At 68.8% G+C, this 17,207-nt stretch carries 17 protein-coding genes; 8 read left to right on the forward strand and 9 right to left on the reverse strand.

The window, feature by feature from the left end:
* The first annotated feature begins 113 nt into the window (after positions 1-113).
* The 4 genes from B0W88_RS00230 (at position 114) to B0W88_RS33405 (ending at position 3,663) form a co-directional block, all read left to right on the forward strand.
* Positions 114-1,220 carry an ABC transporter permease gene (locus B0W88_RS00230; RefSeq protein ID WP_198937731.1) on the forward strand — a complete coding sequence of 369 codons (1,107 nt, stop codon included), beginning with the start codon at positions 114-116 and terminating at the stop codon, positions 1,218-1,220.
* Between the two features lie 82 nt (positions 1,221-1,302).
* Positions 1,303-2,118 carry an ABC transporter ATP-binding protein gene (locus tag B0W88_RS00235; RefSeq protein WP_077032625.1) on the forward strand — a complete coding sequence of 272 codons (816 nt, stop codon included), beginning with the start codon at positions 1,303-1,305 and terminating at the stop codon, positions 2,116-2,118.
* A gap of 17 nt (positions 2,119-2,135) precedes the next feature.
* Positions 2,136-3,116: an MlaD family protein gene (locus B0W88_RS00240; RefSeq protein ID WP_077032626.1), complete on the forward strand. Its 981-nt coding sequence runs from the start codon at positions 2,136-2,138 to the stop codon at positions 3,114-3,116.
* Between the two features lies 1 nt (position 3,117).
* Entirely contained in the window at positions 3,118-3,663 is a 546-nt protein-coding gene (locus B0W88_RS33405) for an ABC-type transport auxiliary lipoprotein family protein (RefSeq protein WP_077032627.1), read from the forward strand.
* Here the strand turns inward: B0W88_RS33405 and B0W88_RS00250 are convergent.
* From B0W88_RS00250 to B0W88_RS00260, 3 genes are all read right to left on the reverse strand, one after another.
* Positions 3,630-4,538, reverse strand: a complete 909-nt coding sequence (locus tag B0W88_RS00250) for a hypothetical protein (RefSeq protein WP_077032628.1) — start codon at positions 4,536-4,538, stop codon at positions 3,630-3,632. The two genes, B0W88_RS33405 and B0W88_RS00250, sit on opposite strands and share 34 nt — an antisense overlap.
* A 46-nt stretch (positions 4,539-4,584) precedes the next feature.
* A complete protein-coding gene (locus tag B0W88_RS34340) occupies positions 4,585-5,442 on the reverse strand; it encodes a J domain-containing protein (protein WP_077032629.1) in 858 nt (285 codons plus the stop codon).
* 88 nt (positions 5,443-5,530) lie between these two features.
* The gene (locus B0W88_RS00260) at positions 5,531-7,717 is read right to left on the reverse strand and encodes a sodium-translocating pyrophosphatase (protein ID WP_077032630.1); all 2,187 of its coding nucleotides are present in this window, start codon (positions 7,715-7,717) and stop codon (positions 5,531-5,533) included.
* A gap of 183 nt (positions 7,718-7,900) precedes the next feature.
* Here B0W88_RS00260 and ppa point away from each other — a divergent pair, with 183 nt between their 5' ends.
* A complete protein-coding gene (gene ppa / locus B0W88_RS00265; RefSeq protein ID WP_077032631.1) occupies positions 7,901-8,440 on the forward strand; it encodes an inorganic diphosphatase in 540 nt (179 codons plus the stop codon).
* Between the two features lie 342 nt (positions 8,441-8,782).
* Here ppa and B0W88_RS00270 read toward each other — a convergent pair whose 3' ends face one another.
* Positions 8,783-9,928 (reverse strand): GNAT family N-acetyltransferase, encoded by a 1,146-nt coding sequence (locus B0W88_RS00270; RefSeq protein ID WP_077032632.1) that lies wholly within the window; start codon positions 9,926-9,928, stop codon positions 8,783-8,785.
* 31 nt (positions 9,929-9,959) lie between these two features.
* Here B0W88_RS00270 and B0W88_RS00275 point away from each other — a divergent pair, with 31 nt between their 5' ends.
* Positions 9,960-11,942, forward strand: a complete 1,983-nt coding sequence (locus B0W88_RS00275; protein WP_077032633.1) for an NAD(+) synthase — start codon at positions 9,960-9,962, stop codon at positions 11,940-11,942.
* A 33-nt stretch (positions 11,943-11,975) separates the two neighbouring features.
* Positions 11,976-12,314 carry a P-II family nitrogen regulator gene (locus B0W88_RS00280; RefSeq protein ID WP_077032634.1) on the forward strand — a complete coding sequence of 113 codons (339 nt, stop codon included), beginning with the start codon at positions 11,976-11,978 and terminating at the stop codon, positions 12,312-12,314.
* On the opposite strand, the gene B0W88_RS00285 is transcribed toward B0W88_RS00280, so the two are convergent.
* Genes B0W88_RS00285 through B0W88_RS00305 form a run of 5 tightly spaced genes read right to left on the reverse strand, consistent with a single transcriptional unit; the run spans position 12,311 to position 15,038 of the window.
* Complete coding sequence (locus tag B0W88_RS00285; RefSeq protein ID WP_077032635.1) at positions 12,311-12,700, reverse strand: diacylglycerol kinase; 390 nt, start codon at positions 12,698-12,700, stop codon at positions 12,311-12,313. The two genes, B0W88_RS00280 and B0W88_RS00285, sit on opposite strands and share 4 nt — an antisense overlap.
* The gene (locus B0W88_RS00290) at positions 12,697-13,218 is read right to left on the reverse strand and encodes an RDD family protein (RefSeq protein ID WP_077032636.1); all 522 of its coding nucleotides are present in this window, start codon (positions 13,216-13,218) and stop codon (positions 12,697-12,699) included. Before B0W88_RS00290 ends, B0W88_RS00285 begins: the two co-directional genes overlap by 4 nt.
* An 8-nt stretch (positions 13,219-13,226) precedes the next feature.
* Entirely contained in the window at positions 13,227-14,030 is an 804-nt protein-coding gene (locus B0W88_RS00295) for a DUF3106 domain-containing protein (protein ID WP_083748459.1), read from the reverse strand.
* A complete protein-coding gene (locus tag B0W88_RS00300) occupies positions 14,017-14,475 on the reverse strand; it encodes a DUF3619 family protein (RefSeq protein WP_077032638.1) in 459 nt (152 codons plus the stop codon). Before B0W88_RS00300 ends, B0W88_RS00295 begins: the two co-directional genes overlap by 14 nt.
* Positions 14,472-15,038, reverse strand: coding sequence for an RNA polymerase sigma factor (locus tag B0W88_RS00305; RefSeq protein WP_077032639.1), 567 nt, complete (start codon positions 15,036-15,038; stop codon positions 14,472-14,474). Before B0W88_RS00305 ends, B0W88_RS00300 begins: the two co-directional genes overlap by 4 nt.
* Positions 15,039-15,287: 249 nt before the next feature.
* Between B0W88_RS00305 and B0W88_RS00310 the strand changes: the two genes are divergently transcribed.
* Positions 15,288-17,105: an acetolactate synthase 3 catalytic subunit gene (locus B0W88_RS00310; RefSeq protein ID WP_077032640.1), complete on the forward strand. Its 1,818-nt coding sequence runs from the start codon at positions 15,288-15,290 to the stop codon at positions 17,103-17,105.
* Positions 17,106-17,207: the final 102 nt, after the last annotated feature.

The following is a 17,207-nucleotide window of genomic DNA, read 5'->3' on the forward strand; positions in this document are numbered from 1 at the left end:
GCCGGTTGGGAATAACTCTAAGAGTCGACGGCAGGGGTCGGGGTCGGCATGCGGCGCGCCCATTCGTAGGACAAGCACTGCTACCAAAGGTAAGCCTCCGCTATGCTGCCCCGATGGATGAAGGCATGTCGCCGCCCACGCTCGCCGTAGACCCTGTTGCCGAAGCAGCCGTGGCCCGCCCGCTGGGCGACTGGAGCGTGCTTCCGCTGGGCGGGCGCTTCGAGGCGCTGGCGGCGGAGGCCGCGGCCCTGTCCCGCCACGGCTGGGACCTGCGCGGCCTGGCCCGGCTGGACAGCGCCGGCGCGCTGCTGCTGTGGCAGGCCTGGGGCCGTCGGCGCCCTGAGCGGCTGCAGTGGCTGCCGGAGCATGAGTTCCTGTTCGAGCAGCTTGAAGTGCCGGTGCCCGCAGCGGGCCGGCGCCTGCCGACGCGTCCGACCTCGCCGGCCGAGCTGCTGCGCGGCGCCGCCTCGCACGGGCTGGGCGCGGTGCAACTGCTGGGCCAGCTGGTGCTGGACCTGCGCACCATCGCTTCTCGCCCGACCCTGATCGCCTGGCGCGACATCTCGGCCCAGATCTACCGCACCGGTGCGCAGGCGCTGGGCATCACGGCGCTGGTCGGCTTCCTGGTCGGCGTGACGCTGTCCTACCTCAGCTCGCGCCAGCTGCAGGCCTACGGGGCGGACATCTTCGTCATCAACCTGCTGGGCATCTCGGTCTGGCGCGAGCTGGGGCCGCTGCTGGCGGCCATCCTGGTGGCCGGGCGCAGCGGCTCGGCGATGACGGCGCAGTTCGGCGTGATGCGCGTGACACAGGAACTGGACGCGCTGTCGGTGATGGGCATCTCGCACACGATCCGGCTGGTGCTGCCGAAGCTGGTGGCGCTGGCGGTGTCGATGCCGCTGATCGTCGTCTGGACCAGCACGATGGTCCTGATCGGCGGCGCGGTGGCGGCGCGGGCCACGCTGGGCCTGGCCTATGTGCAGTTCCTGCAGGGCCTGCCGGCGGCGGTGCCGGTGGCCAATCTGTGGCTGGGCCTGGGCAAGTCGGTGGCCTTCGGGCTGCTGATCGCCTTCGTGGCCTGCCACTTCGGCCTGCGCATCAAGCCCAACAGCGAGAGCCTGGGCAAGGGCACGACCGATGCGGTGGTCAGCTCGATCACCGGGGTCATCATCGTCGACGCGATCTTCGCGATCGTGTTTTCGGGGGTCGGGCTGGCATGACGAGCGCAGCGCCGGGCCGCCCCAAGCAAGCTCGTATCCCCCCGGGGGATCGACCGACGTACCCGTCGGGCGAGGGGCGGACATGAACGAATGCAGGTTCGACGACGCCATCATCGATGTCCAGCGCGTGACGACCGTGTTCGGCCGCACCGTCATCCACCGCCAGCTGAGCCTGCAGGTGCGCGCCGGCGAGGTGATGGCCATCATCGGCGGCTCGGGCAGCGGCAAGACCACGCTGCTGCGCCTGATGCTGGGGCTGGAGCGCGCGGTGGCCGGGCGGGTGACGGTGTTCGGCCAGGACCTGACCGAAGGCGAGCCGGCTGCGCTGGCCCAGGTGCGCAACCGCTGGGGCGTGCTGTTCCAGCAGGGCGCGCTGTTCTCCTCGCTGAGCGTGTTCGAGAACATCGCGCTGCCGCTGCGCGAGCTGAACACCGTCCCGCAGGGCCTGATCGGCGAGCTGGTGATGCACAAGCTGCTGCAGGTGGGGCTGAAGGCCGGCGATGCGGGCAAGCGGCCGGCCGAGCTGTCCGGCGGCATGATCAAGCGCGTGGCGCTGGCGCGGGCCCTGATCCTGGACCCGCCGCTGCTGTTCCTGGACGAGCCCACCGCCGGCCTCGACCCGGCCAGCAGCAAGCAGTTCGTGCGCCTGATCGAAGGCCTGCGCGACGAGATGAAGCTCACCGTCGTGATGGTCACGCACGACGTGGACACTCTGTTCGCGCTGGCTGACCGGGTGGCCGCGCTGGCCGACCGGCGGCTGGTCGCCTGCGGGCCGCTGGCCGAGGTGGCCACGGTCGATCACCCCTTCATCCACGACTTCTTCCTCGGCCAGCAGTCGCGCTGGGACGAGGAGAGCGTGCGCCTGTTCCGTCAGAGCCTGCGCGCGGCAGGCGGCTAGAGAGGAGTTGCCCCATCATGGAAAACCGTTCGCATGCCCTGGTCACCGGGCTCTTCGTGGTGCTGCTGACGGCAGCGCTGGTCGTCATCCTGGCCTGGTTCCGGGACGAGCGGGGCGATACGGTCAGCTACACGGTGGTGTCGAGGACGGGCGTGTCCGGGCTCAACGTCAAGGCGGGCGTCAAGCTGCGCGGCGTGCCGGTCGGCAAGGTCGCGTCGATCGGCTTCGACCCCGCCGATGCGCGCCAGATCCTGATCACGCTCGATGTCGATCGCGATGCCCCGGTCACCTCGACGATGAAGGCGCGGCTCGGCTACCAGGGCATCACCGGCCTGGCCTTCGTCGAGCTGATCGACGACACGACGGTGGCCGGCAAGCCCCGCGACCCATCGCAGCCGATCGAGCTGCAGGCCTCGCTGCTGGACCAACTGGCCGCTGGCGGCCCGCGCCTGCTGGCCAATGCCAATGAGGCGACCCAGCGACTGAGCCAGGTGCTGGGCGACGAGAACCAGCGCCAGCTGAGCCGGGCCTTGGGGCAGATGGCCGAGGCGTCCGCGCAGGTGGCGCAACTGGCGAAGGAGTTGCGCCCGGCCGCGGCCGCGCTGCAGCCGCTGGCGCTGCAGGCCGGCCGCGAGATGCAGCGTGCCGATGCGCTGCTGGCCAATGCCGACAGGACGCTGCAGCGCTTCGACGGCCTGGCCGCCGAATCGACGCTGCTGGCCCAGGACCTGCGCCAGCGCACGCAGATCCTGGACCGCCTGGGCACCGCCGCCGCGCAGCTGCAGACCACGACGCAGCGCCTGGAGACGGCCTTCGTCGGCCCGGACCGGCCGCGGGCGCAACCGCTGGTGGACCGGCTGGCCGACTCGGCCGATTCGGTCCAGCGGGCGGCGGCGCGGCTGGGCTCGCTGGCCGAGCAGCCGCAGGGGCTGCTGTTCGGCCGCCCGCCGGCGCGGCCGGGGCCGGGCGAGGCGGGATTCAACGAGGGAGGGCGTTGACATGACGCGTTACTTCATCGCCATCTGCCTGGGCCTGGTGCTCGCTGCCTGCTCGACGCCTTCGCCGCAGCCGGCCGTCTACGATCTCGGCCCGCCGGCGCCGCGCAGCGCCACGGCGCCGGCCGCCAACATCCAGCTGATCGACGTGGACGCGCCGCCCTGGCTGGAAGGGCCAGGTCTTGCCTACCGGCTCGACTACCGCGATGCCTACCGCCGCGAGTTCTACCGCGACAGCCGCTGGGCCGCGCCGCCGGCGCAACTGCTGGCCGAGCGCCTGCGCCAGCGCTCCGCCGGCTCCGGCGGCACCGGGGCGCCCGTGCAGCTGCGGCTGGAACTGGAGGAATGCACGCAGGTCTTCTCCGGCCCGGGCGAGAGCCGCCTGCTGCTGCGCCTGCGGGTCTGGCGCGTCGGCGACCCGGCGCCGCGGGTGTTCGAGTCGAGCGAAGCGGCGGCCAGCGCCGATGCGCCCGGCGCCGTGCGCGCCGCGGGCCGGGCCGCGGATGCGCTGATCGATCAGGTGCTGGCCTGGGCCGCTGCGACGCGCTGAGGTGTTGTCGACGCGGACTGCTGGCGCCGGTGCAGGAAGGCCCGCGCCAGCGTCGACTCCGGCTTGAGCCGCTGGCCGATGTACAGCTCCTTGCGGCGCTCGTCGATCTCCAGCCGCAGCTGCTCGGCCTTGGCGGCCAGCAGGTCCTGGCCGCGCGCCTCGGCCTGCGAGACCGAGCGCCACAGCCGGTGCATCGCCTGCGTGGCCAGGCCTGCCAGCGCCTCGTTGACGATGCGCAGCCGCGCCTGCACCAGGTGCTCGCAATGGGCCAGCCAGTTGCGCAGCGCCTCGGCGTTGCCGCCGGTGACGACGGCCGGCGCCTCGCCGGCGGCCAGCAGCATCGCCTCGATGCGCCAGCGCTCGCCGGCGGCATGGGCGGCGTTGAGCGCCATCATCTGCTGCTCGCGACGGGCCAGCTCGGCTGCATCGGCGCGGCCGGCGCGGTCCGGATGGATGCGCATGGCGGCGCGGCGGTACAGCGCCTTCAGCGAGGGCGGCGCCCACTGGGCGATGTCGGCGCCCAGCGGCACCGGCGGCAGGGCGGGCGCGGGAGGCAGCGGCTCGAAATTGGCGCGGTGCAGCGCGTGGGCGAGCTGCTGGTTGGGCGTGGGCGCCGGCTGCGCCTCCGGGGCCGGCAGGCCATGGGAGCGGAGCATTTCGATCAGGGCCGCGGTGGTGGCGTTCAGCTGCTGCTCGATCGTTCCCAGTTCGCGGTACAGCGGGCCGAGGCGGCTCAGGTAGCGGCCAGCGAAGGCCTGCACCTGCGCGCGCTGCTGCTCGAAGCTCTGCTCCTGCCCGGCCAGGTACTGGCGCATATCCGCCAGCGCCGCATGGCGGCGCTCAAGGTCGTGGCGGGTGATCAGCGGCGGCTGCATAGGCGGGCTATTCTGCCCGGCGCGGAAGGCTCGGACGCCCCCGGGGTCAGTGGATGGGGAAACCGTCGGCGCGGCGCTCCAGCTCATGCAGGAAGCGGTGCGACAGGCCCGAGGCCGGTTCCAGCCGCTCGCCGATGTAAAGCTGCTGGCGGCGTTCGGCGATCTGCGTGCGCAGGCGGCTGGCCATCACGTCCAGCGGGTCCAGGCCCTTCGCCTCGGCCCGTTCGATCGCCAGGCACAGCGCATGCATTGGGTGGGCCTGCAGCAGTGCGGCATGGGCCTGCACGACGCGCAGCCGGCCCTGCACCGCATGTTCGCTGCGGCCCAGCCAGTGGCGCACCGCATCGGCATCGCCGCCGCGCACCTTGAGCGGCTCCTCGCCGTCGGCCAGCAGCAGCTCGACGATCAGTTCGCGGTCCCCGCAGGCATAGGCCTGGTTGACTGCCATCATCTGCTGCTCGCGCTGGCGGCGCTGGCGCTCGCCGGGTGCGAGGTCGGGGTGGAAGCGTTTGGCGGCGCGCCGGTACAGGGTCTTCAGCGGCGGCGGGCCGAGCTCGATCACGCCGCCGGGCGGTTCTTCCGGCAGCGGGGCGCCGGCGGGCAGCAGCGGCAGCGGGGTGATGTCGGTGGCCTTGGGGGCGCGGGGCATGTTGGCCTCGACGCCGCTGCGGCGCAGCGCCTGGGCCAGTTCGGAGGTGGTGCGGTGGAGCTGGGACTGGAGCGAGTCGAGCTCCATGTAGAGCGGCCCCAACTGGGTGACATAGCGGCCCACGAAGGCCTGCAGCCGCTCCCTCAGCGTGGCGAAGCGGGCCTCCTCGCCGGCGAGCTGGCGCCGCAGGTCGACGAGGGCGTTGCGACGGCCTTCGAGCTCATGTCGGGTGATCGCCGTCGTCGTGGGGTTCATGGAGGCCTATTGTGAGGCCGGAATGCGGGGCCCGGACGTAGGAACAGCCCGCAAGCGGGCTGTCTTTTAGGTCAGCGGAACTAACGCGTTACTGCGATGCAGCGCTCGCCGCGGCGTCGGGTGCCGAAGCCATCGGCATCGCGTCCGAGGCGGCCGGCGCGGTGACGGCCGGCGGGGTAGCCGCCATCGTCTCGGTCGGCTTCATCGTGCTGGCGGCCGGGCCGGACAGCAGCGGCACGATCAGCAGCGCCACGATGTTGATGATCTTGATCAGCGGGTTGACGGCCGGGCCGGCGGTGTCCTTGTACGGGTCGCCGACGGTGTCGCCGGTGACCGCGGCCTTGTGGGCCTCGGAGCCCTTGCCGCCGTGGTGGTCGTCCTCGATGTACTTCTTGGCGTTGTCCCAGGCGCCGCCGCCGGTGCACATCGAGATGGCGACGAACAGGCCCGTCACGATGGTGCCCATCAGCAGGCCGCCGAGCGCCGCCGGGCCGAGGATCAGGCCCACCAGGATCGGCACGATCACCGGCAGCAGCGAGGGGATGATCATTTCCTTGATCGCGGCGCTGGTCAGCATGTCCACCGCCGTGCCGTACTCGGGCTTGGCCGTGCCTTCCATGATGCCCTTGATGGTGGCGAACTGGCGCCGCACTTCCACGACCACCGAGCCCGCCGCGCGGCCGACGGCCTCCATCGCCATGGCGCCGAACAGATACGGGATCAGGCCGCCGATGAAGAGGCCGATGATGACCTTCGGGTCGCTCAGGTTGAAGTCGATGTGCAGGCCGCGCGACTCCAGCGAGTGGGTGTAGTCGGCGAACAGCACCAGCGCGGCCAGGCCGGCGGAGCCGATCGCATAGCCCTTGGTGACGGCCTTGGTGGTGTTGCCGACGGCGTCCAGCGGGTCGGTCACCGCGCGCACGCTGTCGGGCAGCTCGGACATCTCGGCGATGCCGCCGGCGTTGTCGGTGATCGGGCCGTAGGCGTCCAGCGCGACGACGATGCCGGCCATGCTCAGCATCGAGGTGGCGGCGATGGCGATGCCGAACAGGCCGCCCAGCGTGTACGAGGCCCAGATCGCCAGGCAGACGAAGAGCACCGGCCAGGCGGTGGAGCGCATGGAGACACCCAGGCCGGCGATGATGTTGGTGCCGTGGCCGGTGGTGGAGGCCTGCGCGATGTGCTGCACCGGCTTGTACTGCGTGCCGGTGTAGTACTCGGTGATCCAGACCAGTGCGCCGGTCAGCACCAGGCCGATCACGCAGTTGCCGAACAGCTGCATGGCGGTCACGGTGCCGCCGCTGTTGAGCACGGCGCCCTCGGGGAACATCTTGATCGTGACGAAGTAGAACGCGATCAGCGAGAGCACGCCCGAGACGGCCAGGCCCTTGTACAGCGCCGGCATCACGTTGGTCATGCCCGGCGAGGCCTTGACGAAGCTGCAGCCGATGATCGAGCAGAGGATGGACACGCCGCCCAGCACCAGCGGGTAGACGACCGCGTTGACCGTGGCGCCGCCGATCATCAGCGCGCCCAGGGCCATCGTGGCGATCAGCGTCACCGCGTAGGTCTCGAACAGGTCGGCGGCCATGCCGGCGCAGTCGCCGACGTTGTCGCCCACGTTGTCGGCGATCACGGCGGGGTTGCGCGGGTCGTCCTCGGGGATGCCGGCCTCGACCTTGCCGACCAGGTCGGCGCCGACGTCAGCGCCCTTGGTGAAGATGCCGCCGCCCAGCCGCGCGAAGATCGAGATCAGCGAGGAGCCGAAGGCAAAGCCCAGCAGCGGCTTCAGCGTGGCGGCGTCGACATGCTGGCCGCCGCCGGAAAGCTTCCAGAAGAACAGGCCGACGCCCAGCAGGCCCAGGCCGACGACCAGCATGCCGGTGATCGCACCGCCCTTGAAGGCGACGGCCAGCGCGGGGCCGATGCCCTTGGTGGCGGCCTGCGCGGTGCGGACGTTGGCGCGCACCGACACGTTCATGCCGATGAAGCCGCAGGCGCCGGAGAGCACGGCGCCGATGACGAAGCCGATGGCGGTGGTGGTGTCCAGCGCGACGGCGATGGCGATCGCGAGCACCACGCCGACGATGCCGATCGTCTTGTACTGGCGGGCCAGGTAGGCGGCCGCGCCCTGCTGGATGGCTGCGGAGATTTCCTGCATGCGGGCATTGCCCGCGTCCTGGCTGAGGATCCAGCTGCGCTGAATAAAGCCATACGCCACTGCGGCCAGGCCGCATGCCAGCGCGAAATACAGCGCTACGTCCGTCGACAACATGTACGTGTCTCCTGTGTTGTATCTGCCGTTTGGGTTTGCCCTGGGCCTTCAACAATCAACATCCGCTGAGCCCGTGGGCGCCGCGCCATGCTAAGGGAAGGCGGGGCCCGGATGAGGCGTGGGCGCTGGGTATTTACCCGGCCAGTAGAATCCGGGTTTCCCCGGCATCACCACAAGCAAACCATGAGCCTGCACAACGTCAAGCCCGGCGACAAAGCCCCGGAAGCCTTCAACGTCGTCATCGAGATCCCGATGAACGCCGACCCGATCAAGTACGAGGTCGACAAGGAAAGCGGCGCGCTGTTCGTCGACCGCTTCATGACGACGGCGATGCACTACCCGTGCAACTACGGCTATGTGCCGCAGACCCTGTCGGACGACGGCGACCCGGTGGACGTGCTGGTGATCACGCCCTTCCCGCTGACCCCGGGCGTGGTGGTGACCTGCCGCGCCATCGGCGTGCTGCAGATGGACGACGAAGCCGGCGGCGACGCCAAGCTGCTGGCCGTGCCCACCAGCAAGATCCTGCCGATGTACGACCACTGGCAGAAGCCCGAGGATGTGAACAAGATGCGCCTGAACGCCATCCAGCACTTCTTCGAGCACTACAAGGACCTGGAGCCGGGCAAGTGGGTCAAGGTCAAGGGCTGGGAAGGCCCGGAGCAGGCCAAGGCCGAGATCGTGAACGGCATCGCGGCGTACAAGGCGGCTCAGGCCAAGTAATCCGTTAGGTCGATGGACACGGGAAGGGCGCCTTGCGGGGCGCCCTTTTCTTTGGCTTCTCTTTGGCTTCTGCGGTGAGTGGGGTTTGCAGCGCTGCGGCCTGGGCGGCTGCGGGGCTCGGCGGGGGCGGCCGGCCTGCGGCCGACTCCCCTGCGATGCTCGGAGCCCGAGGCCGCACGCAACTCGCTGCGCTACGCGCCGCTCAAACAAGGCGTGCGAAGTCAGTTCACGAAGCGCGTTGCGCGCGCGCCTCGGACTCCTGCGCTTCTCGGCGCCACCGAGGTCGCCCCGCAGCCGCCCAGGCCGCAGCACTGCTGGCACCGTTTGGCGTTCGCGCTTTGGTCAGGCCTTGAACGGGGAGTGGTCTTCGAGTTCGTTCACGTAGGCGCGCATGCCCTGACCCTCGCGGGCGAGGAAGTCACCCACGGCGTTGCGGAAGTCGGGGTGGGCCAGCCAGTGGCTGGAGTGGGTCGGCACCGGCATCAGGCCGCGGGCCATCTTGTGTTCACCCTGGGCGCCGCCTTCGAAGCGCTGGTACTGGTGTTCGATGCACCAGGCCAGGGGCTGGTAGTAGCAGGCGTCGAAATGGAGGTTGGGCACGTGTTCGACGGCGCCCCAGTAGCGGCCGTAGGCGTGGCCGCGTTGGGGGTCGAGGGCGATCAGTGAGCAGGCGATGCGGTCCTCGCCACGCTTGGCGACGAAGAGGAGCCAGTTCTCCGCCATCTTAGCGGCCATGCGGCGGAAGAAATCGCGCGTGAGGTAGGGCGTGCTGTGGTGGGCGCGGTAGGTGAGCGTGTAGCAGCGGTAGAAGAAGTCCCAGTCGGCCTCGGTGATCTGCGTGCCTTCCCGGGTCTCGAAGACGATGCCGGCCTCGCGGACCTTGCGCTGCTCCTGCTGGATCTTCTTGCGCTTCTCGCGCTGCATGGCGGCGAGGAAGTCGGTGAAGTTGACGTGGCCGCCGTTCGTCCAGTGGAACTGGACGCCGCTGCGGGCCATCCAGCCCTGCTTCGTGGCCGCGGCCTGGTCGGCCTCGTCGCCGAACAGCAGATGGGCCGACGACAGATCCTGCTGTTCGGCCAACTGCTGCAGGCCCTGGGCGAGCAGCGCCCTTGACTTCGCATCGCGGGCCAGCAAGCGGCTGCCGGGCACCGGCGTGAAGGGCACGGCCACCAGCAGCTTCGGGTAGTACTCAAGCCCGTGGCGGCGATAGGCGTCGGCCCAGGCCCAGTCGAAGACGTACTCGCCGTAGGAATGGCCTTTCAGGTAGGCCGGGCATACGGCAAGCAGGGCCTCGTCGTCATCATCGCTCCACAGGCTCAGGAAGAGCGGCTGCCAGCCGGTGTCGTCGACGGCAGACCTCGATTCGTGCAGCGCCAGCAGGTACTCGTGGCGCATGAAGGGCGTGGGGTGGTCGGAGGCGTCGAGCAGCGCGTTCCAGGCGGTGGGCGACAGGGCGGCGGGGGTCTCGTCGATGCGGAGCTTGGGCATGGGCTTTCACTTTAATGGGAAGATCCAGACCATGCATTTCGACAACCTTTACTCGCACGACTTCGCCCGTATTGCCGTCGGCATGCCGCTGTGCCGCGTGGCCGATCCGGCGTTCAACGGCGCGCAGACGGCGGCGCTGCTGCAGGAGGCCGCGGCGGCCGGCGCGGCGCTGGTCGCCTTCCCGGAGCTGGGCCTGTCGGCCTACACCTGCGATGACCTGTTCCACCAGCGCGCGCTGCTGGACGGCTGCGAGGCGGCGCTGGCCGAGGTGCTGAAGACATCGGAAACGCTGCCGACGCTGGCTATCGTCGGCATGCCGCTGCGGGTCGAGCAGCGGCTGTTCAACTGCGCGGTGCTGCTGCAGCGCGGGCGCATCCTCGGCGTGGTGCCCAAGACCTACCTGCCGAACTACGGCGAGTTCTACGAGGCGCGGCAGTTCGCGTCGGGCGAGGAGGCCACGGTCAGCGTGGTCTCGCTGTTAGGGCAGACGGTGTCCTTCGGCAGCCGCCAGGTCTTCGTGGCGGAGGACATGCCGCTGCTGCGTGTCCATGTGGAGATCTGCGAGGACGTGTGGACGCCGATCCCGCCGTCCTCGTTCGCGGCCCTGGCTGGCGCCACGGTGCTCGTGAACCTGTCGGCCTCGAACGTCGTCATCGGCAAGGCCAACTACCGGCGGCAGCTGGTGTCGCAGCAGTCGGCGCGTTGCCTGGCGGCCTATGTGTACTCGTCCGCGGGCGCAGGCGAATCGACCACCGACCTGGCCTGGGACGGCCAGGCGCTGATCTGCGAGAACGGCGAGCAACTGGCCGAGTCCGAGCGCTTCCAGCGCCGCTCGCAGCTGATCACCGCGGACGTGGACCTGGAGCGGCTGTCGCGCGAGCGGATGCGGCAGACGAGCTTCGGGCAGTCGGTGCGGCTGCATGCGCCGTTGGTCAAGGAGTTCGCTAACGTCGAATTCAAGCTGAACCTGGCGACCGACCGGCCGCTGCCGCTGCAACGCCGCGTCGAGCGCTTCCCCTACGTGCCGAGCGACCGAAGCAGGCGCGACGAACGCTGCCAGGAGGTCTACAACATCCAGGTGCAGGCGCTGGTGCAGCGGCTGGCGTCCAGCGGCATCAGGAAGCTGGTGATCGGCATTTCCGGCGGGCTCGATTCCACCCATGCGCTGCTGGTGGCCGCCCGCGCGATGGATCAGCTGGGCCTGCCGCGCACCAACATCCTCGGCTACACGATGCCCGGCTACGCCACCAGCAGCCGCACGCGCGACCAGGCGCTGCGGCTGATGCAGGCGATCGGCTGCCATGCCGCGGAGATCGACATCCGCCCCAGCTGCGAGCAGATGCTGAAGGACCTCGGCCATCCCTTCGTCGGCGGCAAGCCGCAGTACGACATCACCTTCGAGAACGTGCAGGCCGGCGAGCGCACCAGCCACCTGTTCCGCCTCGCCAACTTCCATCACGCGCTGGTGCTGGGCACCGGCGACCTGAGCGAACTGGCCCTGGGCTGGTGCACCTACGGCGTGGGCGACCACATGTCGCACTACAACGTGAACGCCAGCGTGCCCAAGACGCTGATCCAGTACCTGGTGCGCTGGGTGGCGGAGACACAGCAGCTCGGCAATGTCGATTCACAGGTGCTGATCGACGTGCTGGAGACCGAGATCAGCCCCGAGCTGGTGCCCGGCTCGATGCAGAGCACCGAGGGCAGCATCGGTCCTTATGCGTTGCAGGACTTCAACCTCTTCTACACGCTGCGCCACGGCTACGCGCCGCGCAAGATCGCCTTCCTGCAGCGCCATGCGTGGGAAGGCGAGCAGCCCTTGATCGAGATCAAGCGCGTGCTGCGCATCTTCGTGCAACGCTTCTTCAAGGGCAGCCAGTTCAAGCGTTCCTGCGTGCCGAATGCACCGAAGGTGGGCAGCGGCGGCTCGCTGTCGCCGCGGGGCGACTGGCGGGCGCCGAGCGACTCGGAAAGCGCGGTCTGGCTCGCTGACCTGGCCCGGATTCCGGACTAACATCCGTACCAATCAACCAAGGAGTTTCGTCCCATGAAGCAGATCACCGCCATCATCAAGCCCTTCAAGCTGGACGAAGTCCGTGAGGCACTGGCCGAGGTGGGTGCCTCGGGCCTGACTGTGACCGAGGTCAAGGGCTTCGGCCGCCAGAAGGGCCACACGGAGCTCTATCGCGGCGCCGAGTACGTGGTGGACTTCCTGCCCAAGGTGAAGGTCGAGGTCGTCGTGAAGGACGACGAGGTCGACCGCTGCATCGACGCGATCCTGAAGGCCGCCAAGACCGGCAAGATCGGCGACGGCAAGATCTTTGTCACGTCGGTGGATCACGTCGTGCGCATCCGCACCGGCGAGACGGACGAAGCGGCCGTCTAAGCGAAGAAGCGGGTATAGGCGGCGGCGGCCCAGATGCCGCCGCTCAGCACCAGCGCCAGCATCACCGCGGCGCTGCCCAGGTCCTTGGCGTGCTTGGACAGGTCGTGCTTCTCGAACGAGATGCGGTCGATGGCGGCCTCCACCGCCGAGTTCAGCAGCTCGACGATCAGCACCAGAAGCACCGAGCCCAGCAGCAGGGCCGTTTGCACCCAGCCTTGCCCGAGCCAGAAGGCCAGCGGCGTGGCGATGACCATCAGCCAGACTTCCTGGCGGAAGGCGCTCTCGCCGCGGTAGGCGGCACGCAGCCCCTCGATCGAATAGCCGGCCGCCGCGCGGACGCGGGCGAAGCCGGTGCGATGCTTGTGAGGATTGGTGGTCGTCGTCATTGCGGCGCGGTCTTCTTCGGATCGTGATGGACCAGCATTGTCTTGCACAGCACGTCGTGCAGGAACTGCTGGCCGGGCAGGACCAGCGCCAGCAGCGCATAGCCCAGCAGCGCCAGGATCACGATCAGGCTGACCGAGCCGATGCCGAGGCCATGGTGCAGCATCTGCGAGGCCGCCGCGATCGGCAGCACCCACCAGGCATAGCTGAGTACATGGCGCAGCAGCGCGTGGGCCGGGCTCAGCGGAGCGCCGTCCAGCCGTGTCAGCTTGAAGCGCCAGGTGCGCATCGGCAGCGTCTGGCCACTGCGGCTCCAGAAGTAGACGAAGTAGACGGCGAACACGCAGGCCAGCGAGACGATCAGCCCGGTCCGGTGGACCATCGCATTGCGCTGATCCACCAGCGGCGAATAGACCAGGCCGGTCAGTACGGCCAGCGCGAAGAGCAGCAGCCCCTCGTAGACGAAGGCGGCCAGGCGGCGCGCCAGGCCGGGCACGGCGCCCGTGGCGGTATCGGTCATCGAAGGACTCAGGAAGATGAATGGCTGGCAGCCGCCAGGCGGCGCTTGGGCAGCAGGGTCTTGCTGTCCACCAGGTCCGGGTCGGCGAAGACCTTGGTCTGGCCGGCCTGCTGGTGGCGGGGCGGGGCGCCGGTCTCGGTGATCAGGACCGTGGTGGCGCCGGGCTTGGCCTGCAGCACCGAGGGCGATACCGGCCTGACCGCCAGCGTCTTCGGCTGCGCCGGCACCAGGTTGGACTTGGCCAGCGCGGTGTTGTCGGTCTTCGGCGCCTTGGCCTTGCCTTCCTGGCGGCGGGCGGCGGCGCGCTCGGCCAGCTTCTGGCGTTCCTCGGGCGAGAGCGCCTGGTAGGCCTCCCACTTGGCCTGGCGGTCGTCCGCCTTGATCTGCTGGGCCGACTGGTATCCGAGCCGCGCCTGCTGGCGCTCGGCCGGGCTCAGCCGGGCCCAGGCACGCATGCGCTCGTGCATGCGCAGTTGCTCCTCGCGCGGCAGGCCGGGGAAGCGCTGGGCGATGTCCAGCCACTTGGTGCGGCGGGCGGTGTCCAGCGAATCCCAGTCACGCTCCAGCGGCTTGAGCGCCCATTGCTGGACGAGGCTCAACCGGGCCCAGACCGGCGGCTCGGCGACGACCGGCGGCCACGGGGCGGGCTGGATATCGTCGTTGACGGCAGACGGCGCGGATGCGGCGGCATCGGGCGAGGACTGCGCCCGGGCGGAGGATGAAATCAGCGCCACGAAGGCGCAGGACAGGGCAAGGAAGGTGATCGTGAGGCGGAACCGCGGCATCAGGCCCCTGCTGTCACTCTTGCTCATCGCTGAGGTATTCGGAGAAGCCTGGGTCGCTGTAGGCGGCCGGGGGCAGGTTGTCGGAGAGCAGGCGGGTGTCGATGTCGGCGGCGGCGTTGACCTGCTGCTGCCACTGGCCGACCTGGATCGCCAGCAGGCCGGCCACCAGGGCCAGCAGCGGCAGTGCGGAGGCGAACTTGAACCAGCGCGAGGGACGGCCCGCACCGCCGAGGGCCAAGGTGGCGCCGCCGGTACGGAAGACCGACGGCCGCGCGGTGGCGGTCTCGGTCTTGCGGGCGGCTTGCGCCTTGGCCATCGCCTGCTCGCGGGCGAAGCGCAGGCGCTCGCTCACGTCGACAGGGATGTCGTTGCTGCGCTCGGTCAACCCGGCGGCCACACGCAGGCCGAAACGCGTCACGCGGGCGTCCAGTTCCTGGCTGGAATGCGGCTTGTGTTGCTTCTGCTTGTTCATAGTGTGATTCCCCGGGCCTTGAGCGATTTGGCCAGAGCGTGGACAGCCCGGGAGCAGTGCGTCTTCACACTACCCTCCGAGCAACCCATCACCGAGGCCGTCTCCGCGACATCCAATTCCTCCCAGTAACGCAGGAGGAAGGCTTCCCGTTGACGCGCCGGCAACTGCTCCACTTCCGACTCGATCGCTTGCAAGATCTGAGCCCGTGACACCTCGTCGGCAGCGCTCAGCGCGCCCAGGGCGCCATCCTGCGACTCCAGCATCTCGAGCAGGTCGAAATCCCCGTCCGGATCCGAGGATTCGAAGTCCGACATGTTCTGCATGACGGCATTGCGCGTCTTCTTGCGCCTAAACCAGTCCATCGTCGTGTTGGACAGGATGCGCTGGAAGAGCAGCGGCAACTCCGCCGCCGGCCGGTCGAAGTAGTTCTCCGCCAGCTTGATCATCGCGTCCTGGACGATATCGAGCGCCGCATCGTCGTCCCGCACCAGATAGGCGGTCCGCTTGAAGGCGCGCTTGTCGGCGCTGCGCAGGAAATCGTTGAGTTCTTTGTCTGAGGCCAAGGAGGCGAGAGGCGAGGCGAAAAGAGCGTGAATTATTGCATCACGAAGGCTGCGCCGAAATTCGGGGCGAGGCTACTTGCGAGACGCGTGCATAATGTGCGCTCGCACAAAGAGTCCCTGATTGAAGTTTGTGGCCCGACCGGGGCTGCAGGTCTCGATTGCAACGGCTCCACATCCGCCTCACGAGGGCGCGAAAAGGAGCACCGACGGTTTTTCGTTAGAGAAATTCACTGAGGTTTGAGAAAACTTATGGACATGAACACCGCGGACGCCCGGCGCGCACCCCAGGCCACCCAACCGCAAAACTCCCCCCAAGCACCCGCAGGACCAGCTTCTGGCGACTTGAACGGATCCGAGATCCTCGTTCGTTGCCTGCAGGCCGAAGGCGTCAAATACCTCTGGGGCTACCCGGGCGGCGCCGTCCTCTACATCTACGACGCGCTGTACAAGCAGGACAGCATCCAGCACGTGCTGGTGCGCCACGAGCAGGCAGCCGTCCACGCGGCCGACGGCTATGCCCGCGCCACCGGCGACGTCGGCGTGGCCCTGGTGACCTCCGGCCCCGGCGTGACGAACGCGGTGACCGGCATCGCCACCGCCTACATGGATTCGATCCCGATGGTGATCGTGACCGGCCAGGTCCCGACGCCCGCCATCGGCCTGGACGCCTTCCAGGAATGCGACACCGTCGGCATCACCCGTCCCATCGTCAAGCACAACTTCCTGGTGAAGGACGTGCGCGACCTGGCGATGACGCTGAAGAAGGCCTTCCACATCGCCCGCACCGGCCGTCCCGGCCCGGTGGTCGTCGATATCCCGAAGGATATTTCGATGACCAAGCTGCCCAATACCGCGGGCAACGGCTTCGAATATCCGAAGGCCGTGGAGATGCGCAGCTACAACCCGGTGAAGAAGGGCCACTCGGGCCAGATCCGCAAGGCCGTGGCCCTGCTGCTGGCCGCCAAGCGCCCCTACATCTACACCGGCGGCGGCGTGATCCTGGGCGAGGCCTCGGCCGAACTGCGCGAGCTGACGAAACTGCTCGGCTACCCGGTGACCAACACGCTGATGGGCCTGGGTGCCACGCCCTCCAGCGACCCGCAGTTCCTGGGCATGCTGGGCATGCACGGCACCTACGAAGCCAACATGACGATGCAGCACTGCGACGTGCTGCTGGCCGTCGGCGCCCGCTTCGACGACCGCGTGATCGGCAACCCGAAGCACTTCGGTTCGGTCGAGCGCAAGATCATCCATGTGGACATCGACCCGTCGTCGATCTCCAAGCGCGTGCGCGTGGACATCCCTATCGTTGGCGACGTCAAGGACGTGCTGCAGGAACTGATCCACCAGATCAAGGAAGCGCAGGCCCGTCCTGATGCCAACGCGATCAACGCCTGGTGGAGCCAGATCAACGAGTGGCGCCGGCGCGAGTGCCTGGCCTTCAAGCCCTCCACCGAGGTCATCAAGCCGCAGATGGTGGTGGACACCCTCTGGCGCCTGACCAAGGACCGCGACACCTACATCACGTCCGACGTCGGCCAGCACCAGATGTGGGCCGCCCAGTACTACCGCTTCGAGCAGCCGCGCCGCTGGATCAACTCGGGCGGCCTGGGCACGATGGGCGTGGGCCTGCCCTACGCCATGGGCATCAAGCTGGCCAAGCCGGATTCGGACGTGTTCTGCATCACCGGCGAGGGCTCCATCCAGATGTGCATCCAGGAGCTCTCCACCTGCCTGCAGTACCGCACGCCGGTGAAGGTGATCTCGCTGAACAACCGCTACCTGGGCATGGTGCGGCAGTGGCAGGAGTTGGACTACGGCAAGCGCTACTCGCACAGCTACATGGAAGCGCTGCCTGACTTCGTCAAGCTGGCCGAGGCCTATGGCCATGTGGGTCTGCTGGTCGAGAAGCCGGGCGATGTCGAGGGCGCGCTGAAGGAAGCGATGCGCCTGAAGGACCGCACGGTGTTCCTGGACATCCGCACCGATCCCACCGAGAACGTCTGGCCGATGGTCCAAGCCGGCAAGGGCATTTCCGAGATGCTGCTGGGCTCCGAGGATCTTTGAAGTTAGGAGGCGAGGCTGGGGCTGCTGCGTTACCGCGCACGGTCAACGGCCACGCCGATGAACTTCAAGGTTCGGAAACCCGCTGACATCATTCCCGCAATC

This window comes from Pelomonas sp. KK5 (assembly GCF_001984095.1).
Taxonomy (GTDB): domain Bacteria; phylum Pseudomonadota; class Gammaproteobacteria; order Burkholderiales; family Burkholderiaceae_C; genus KK5.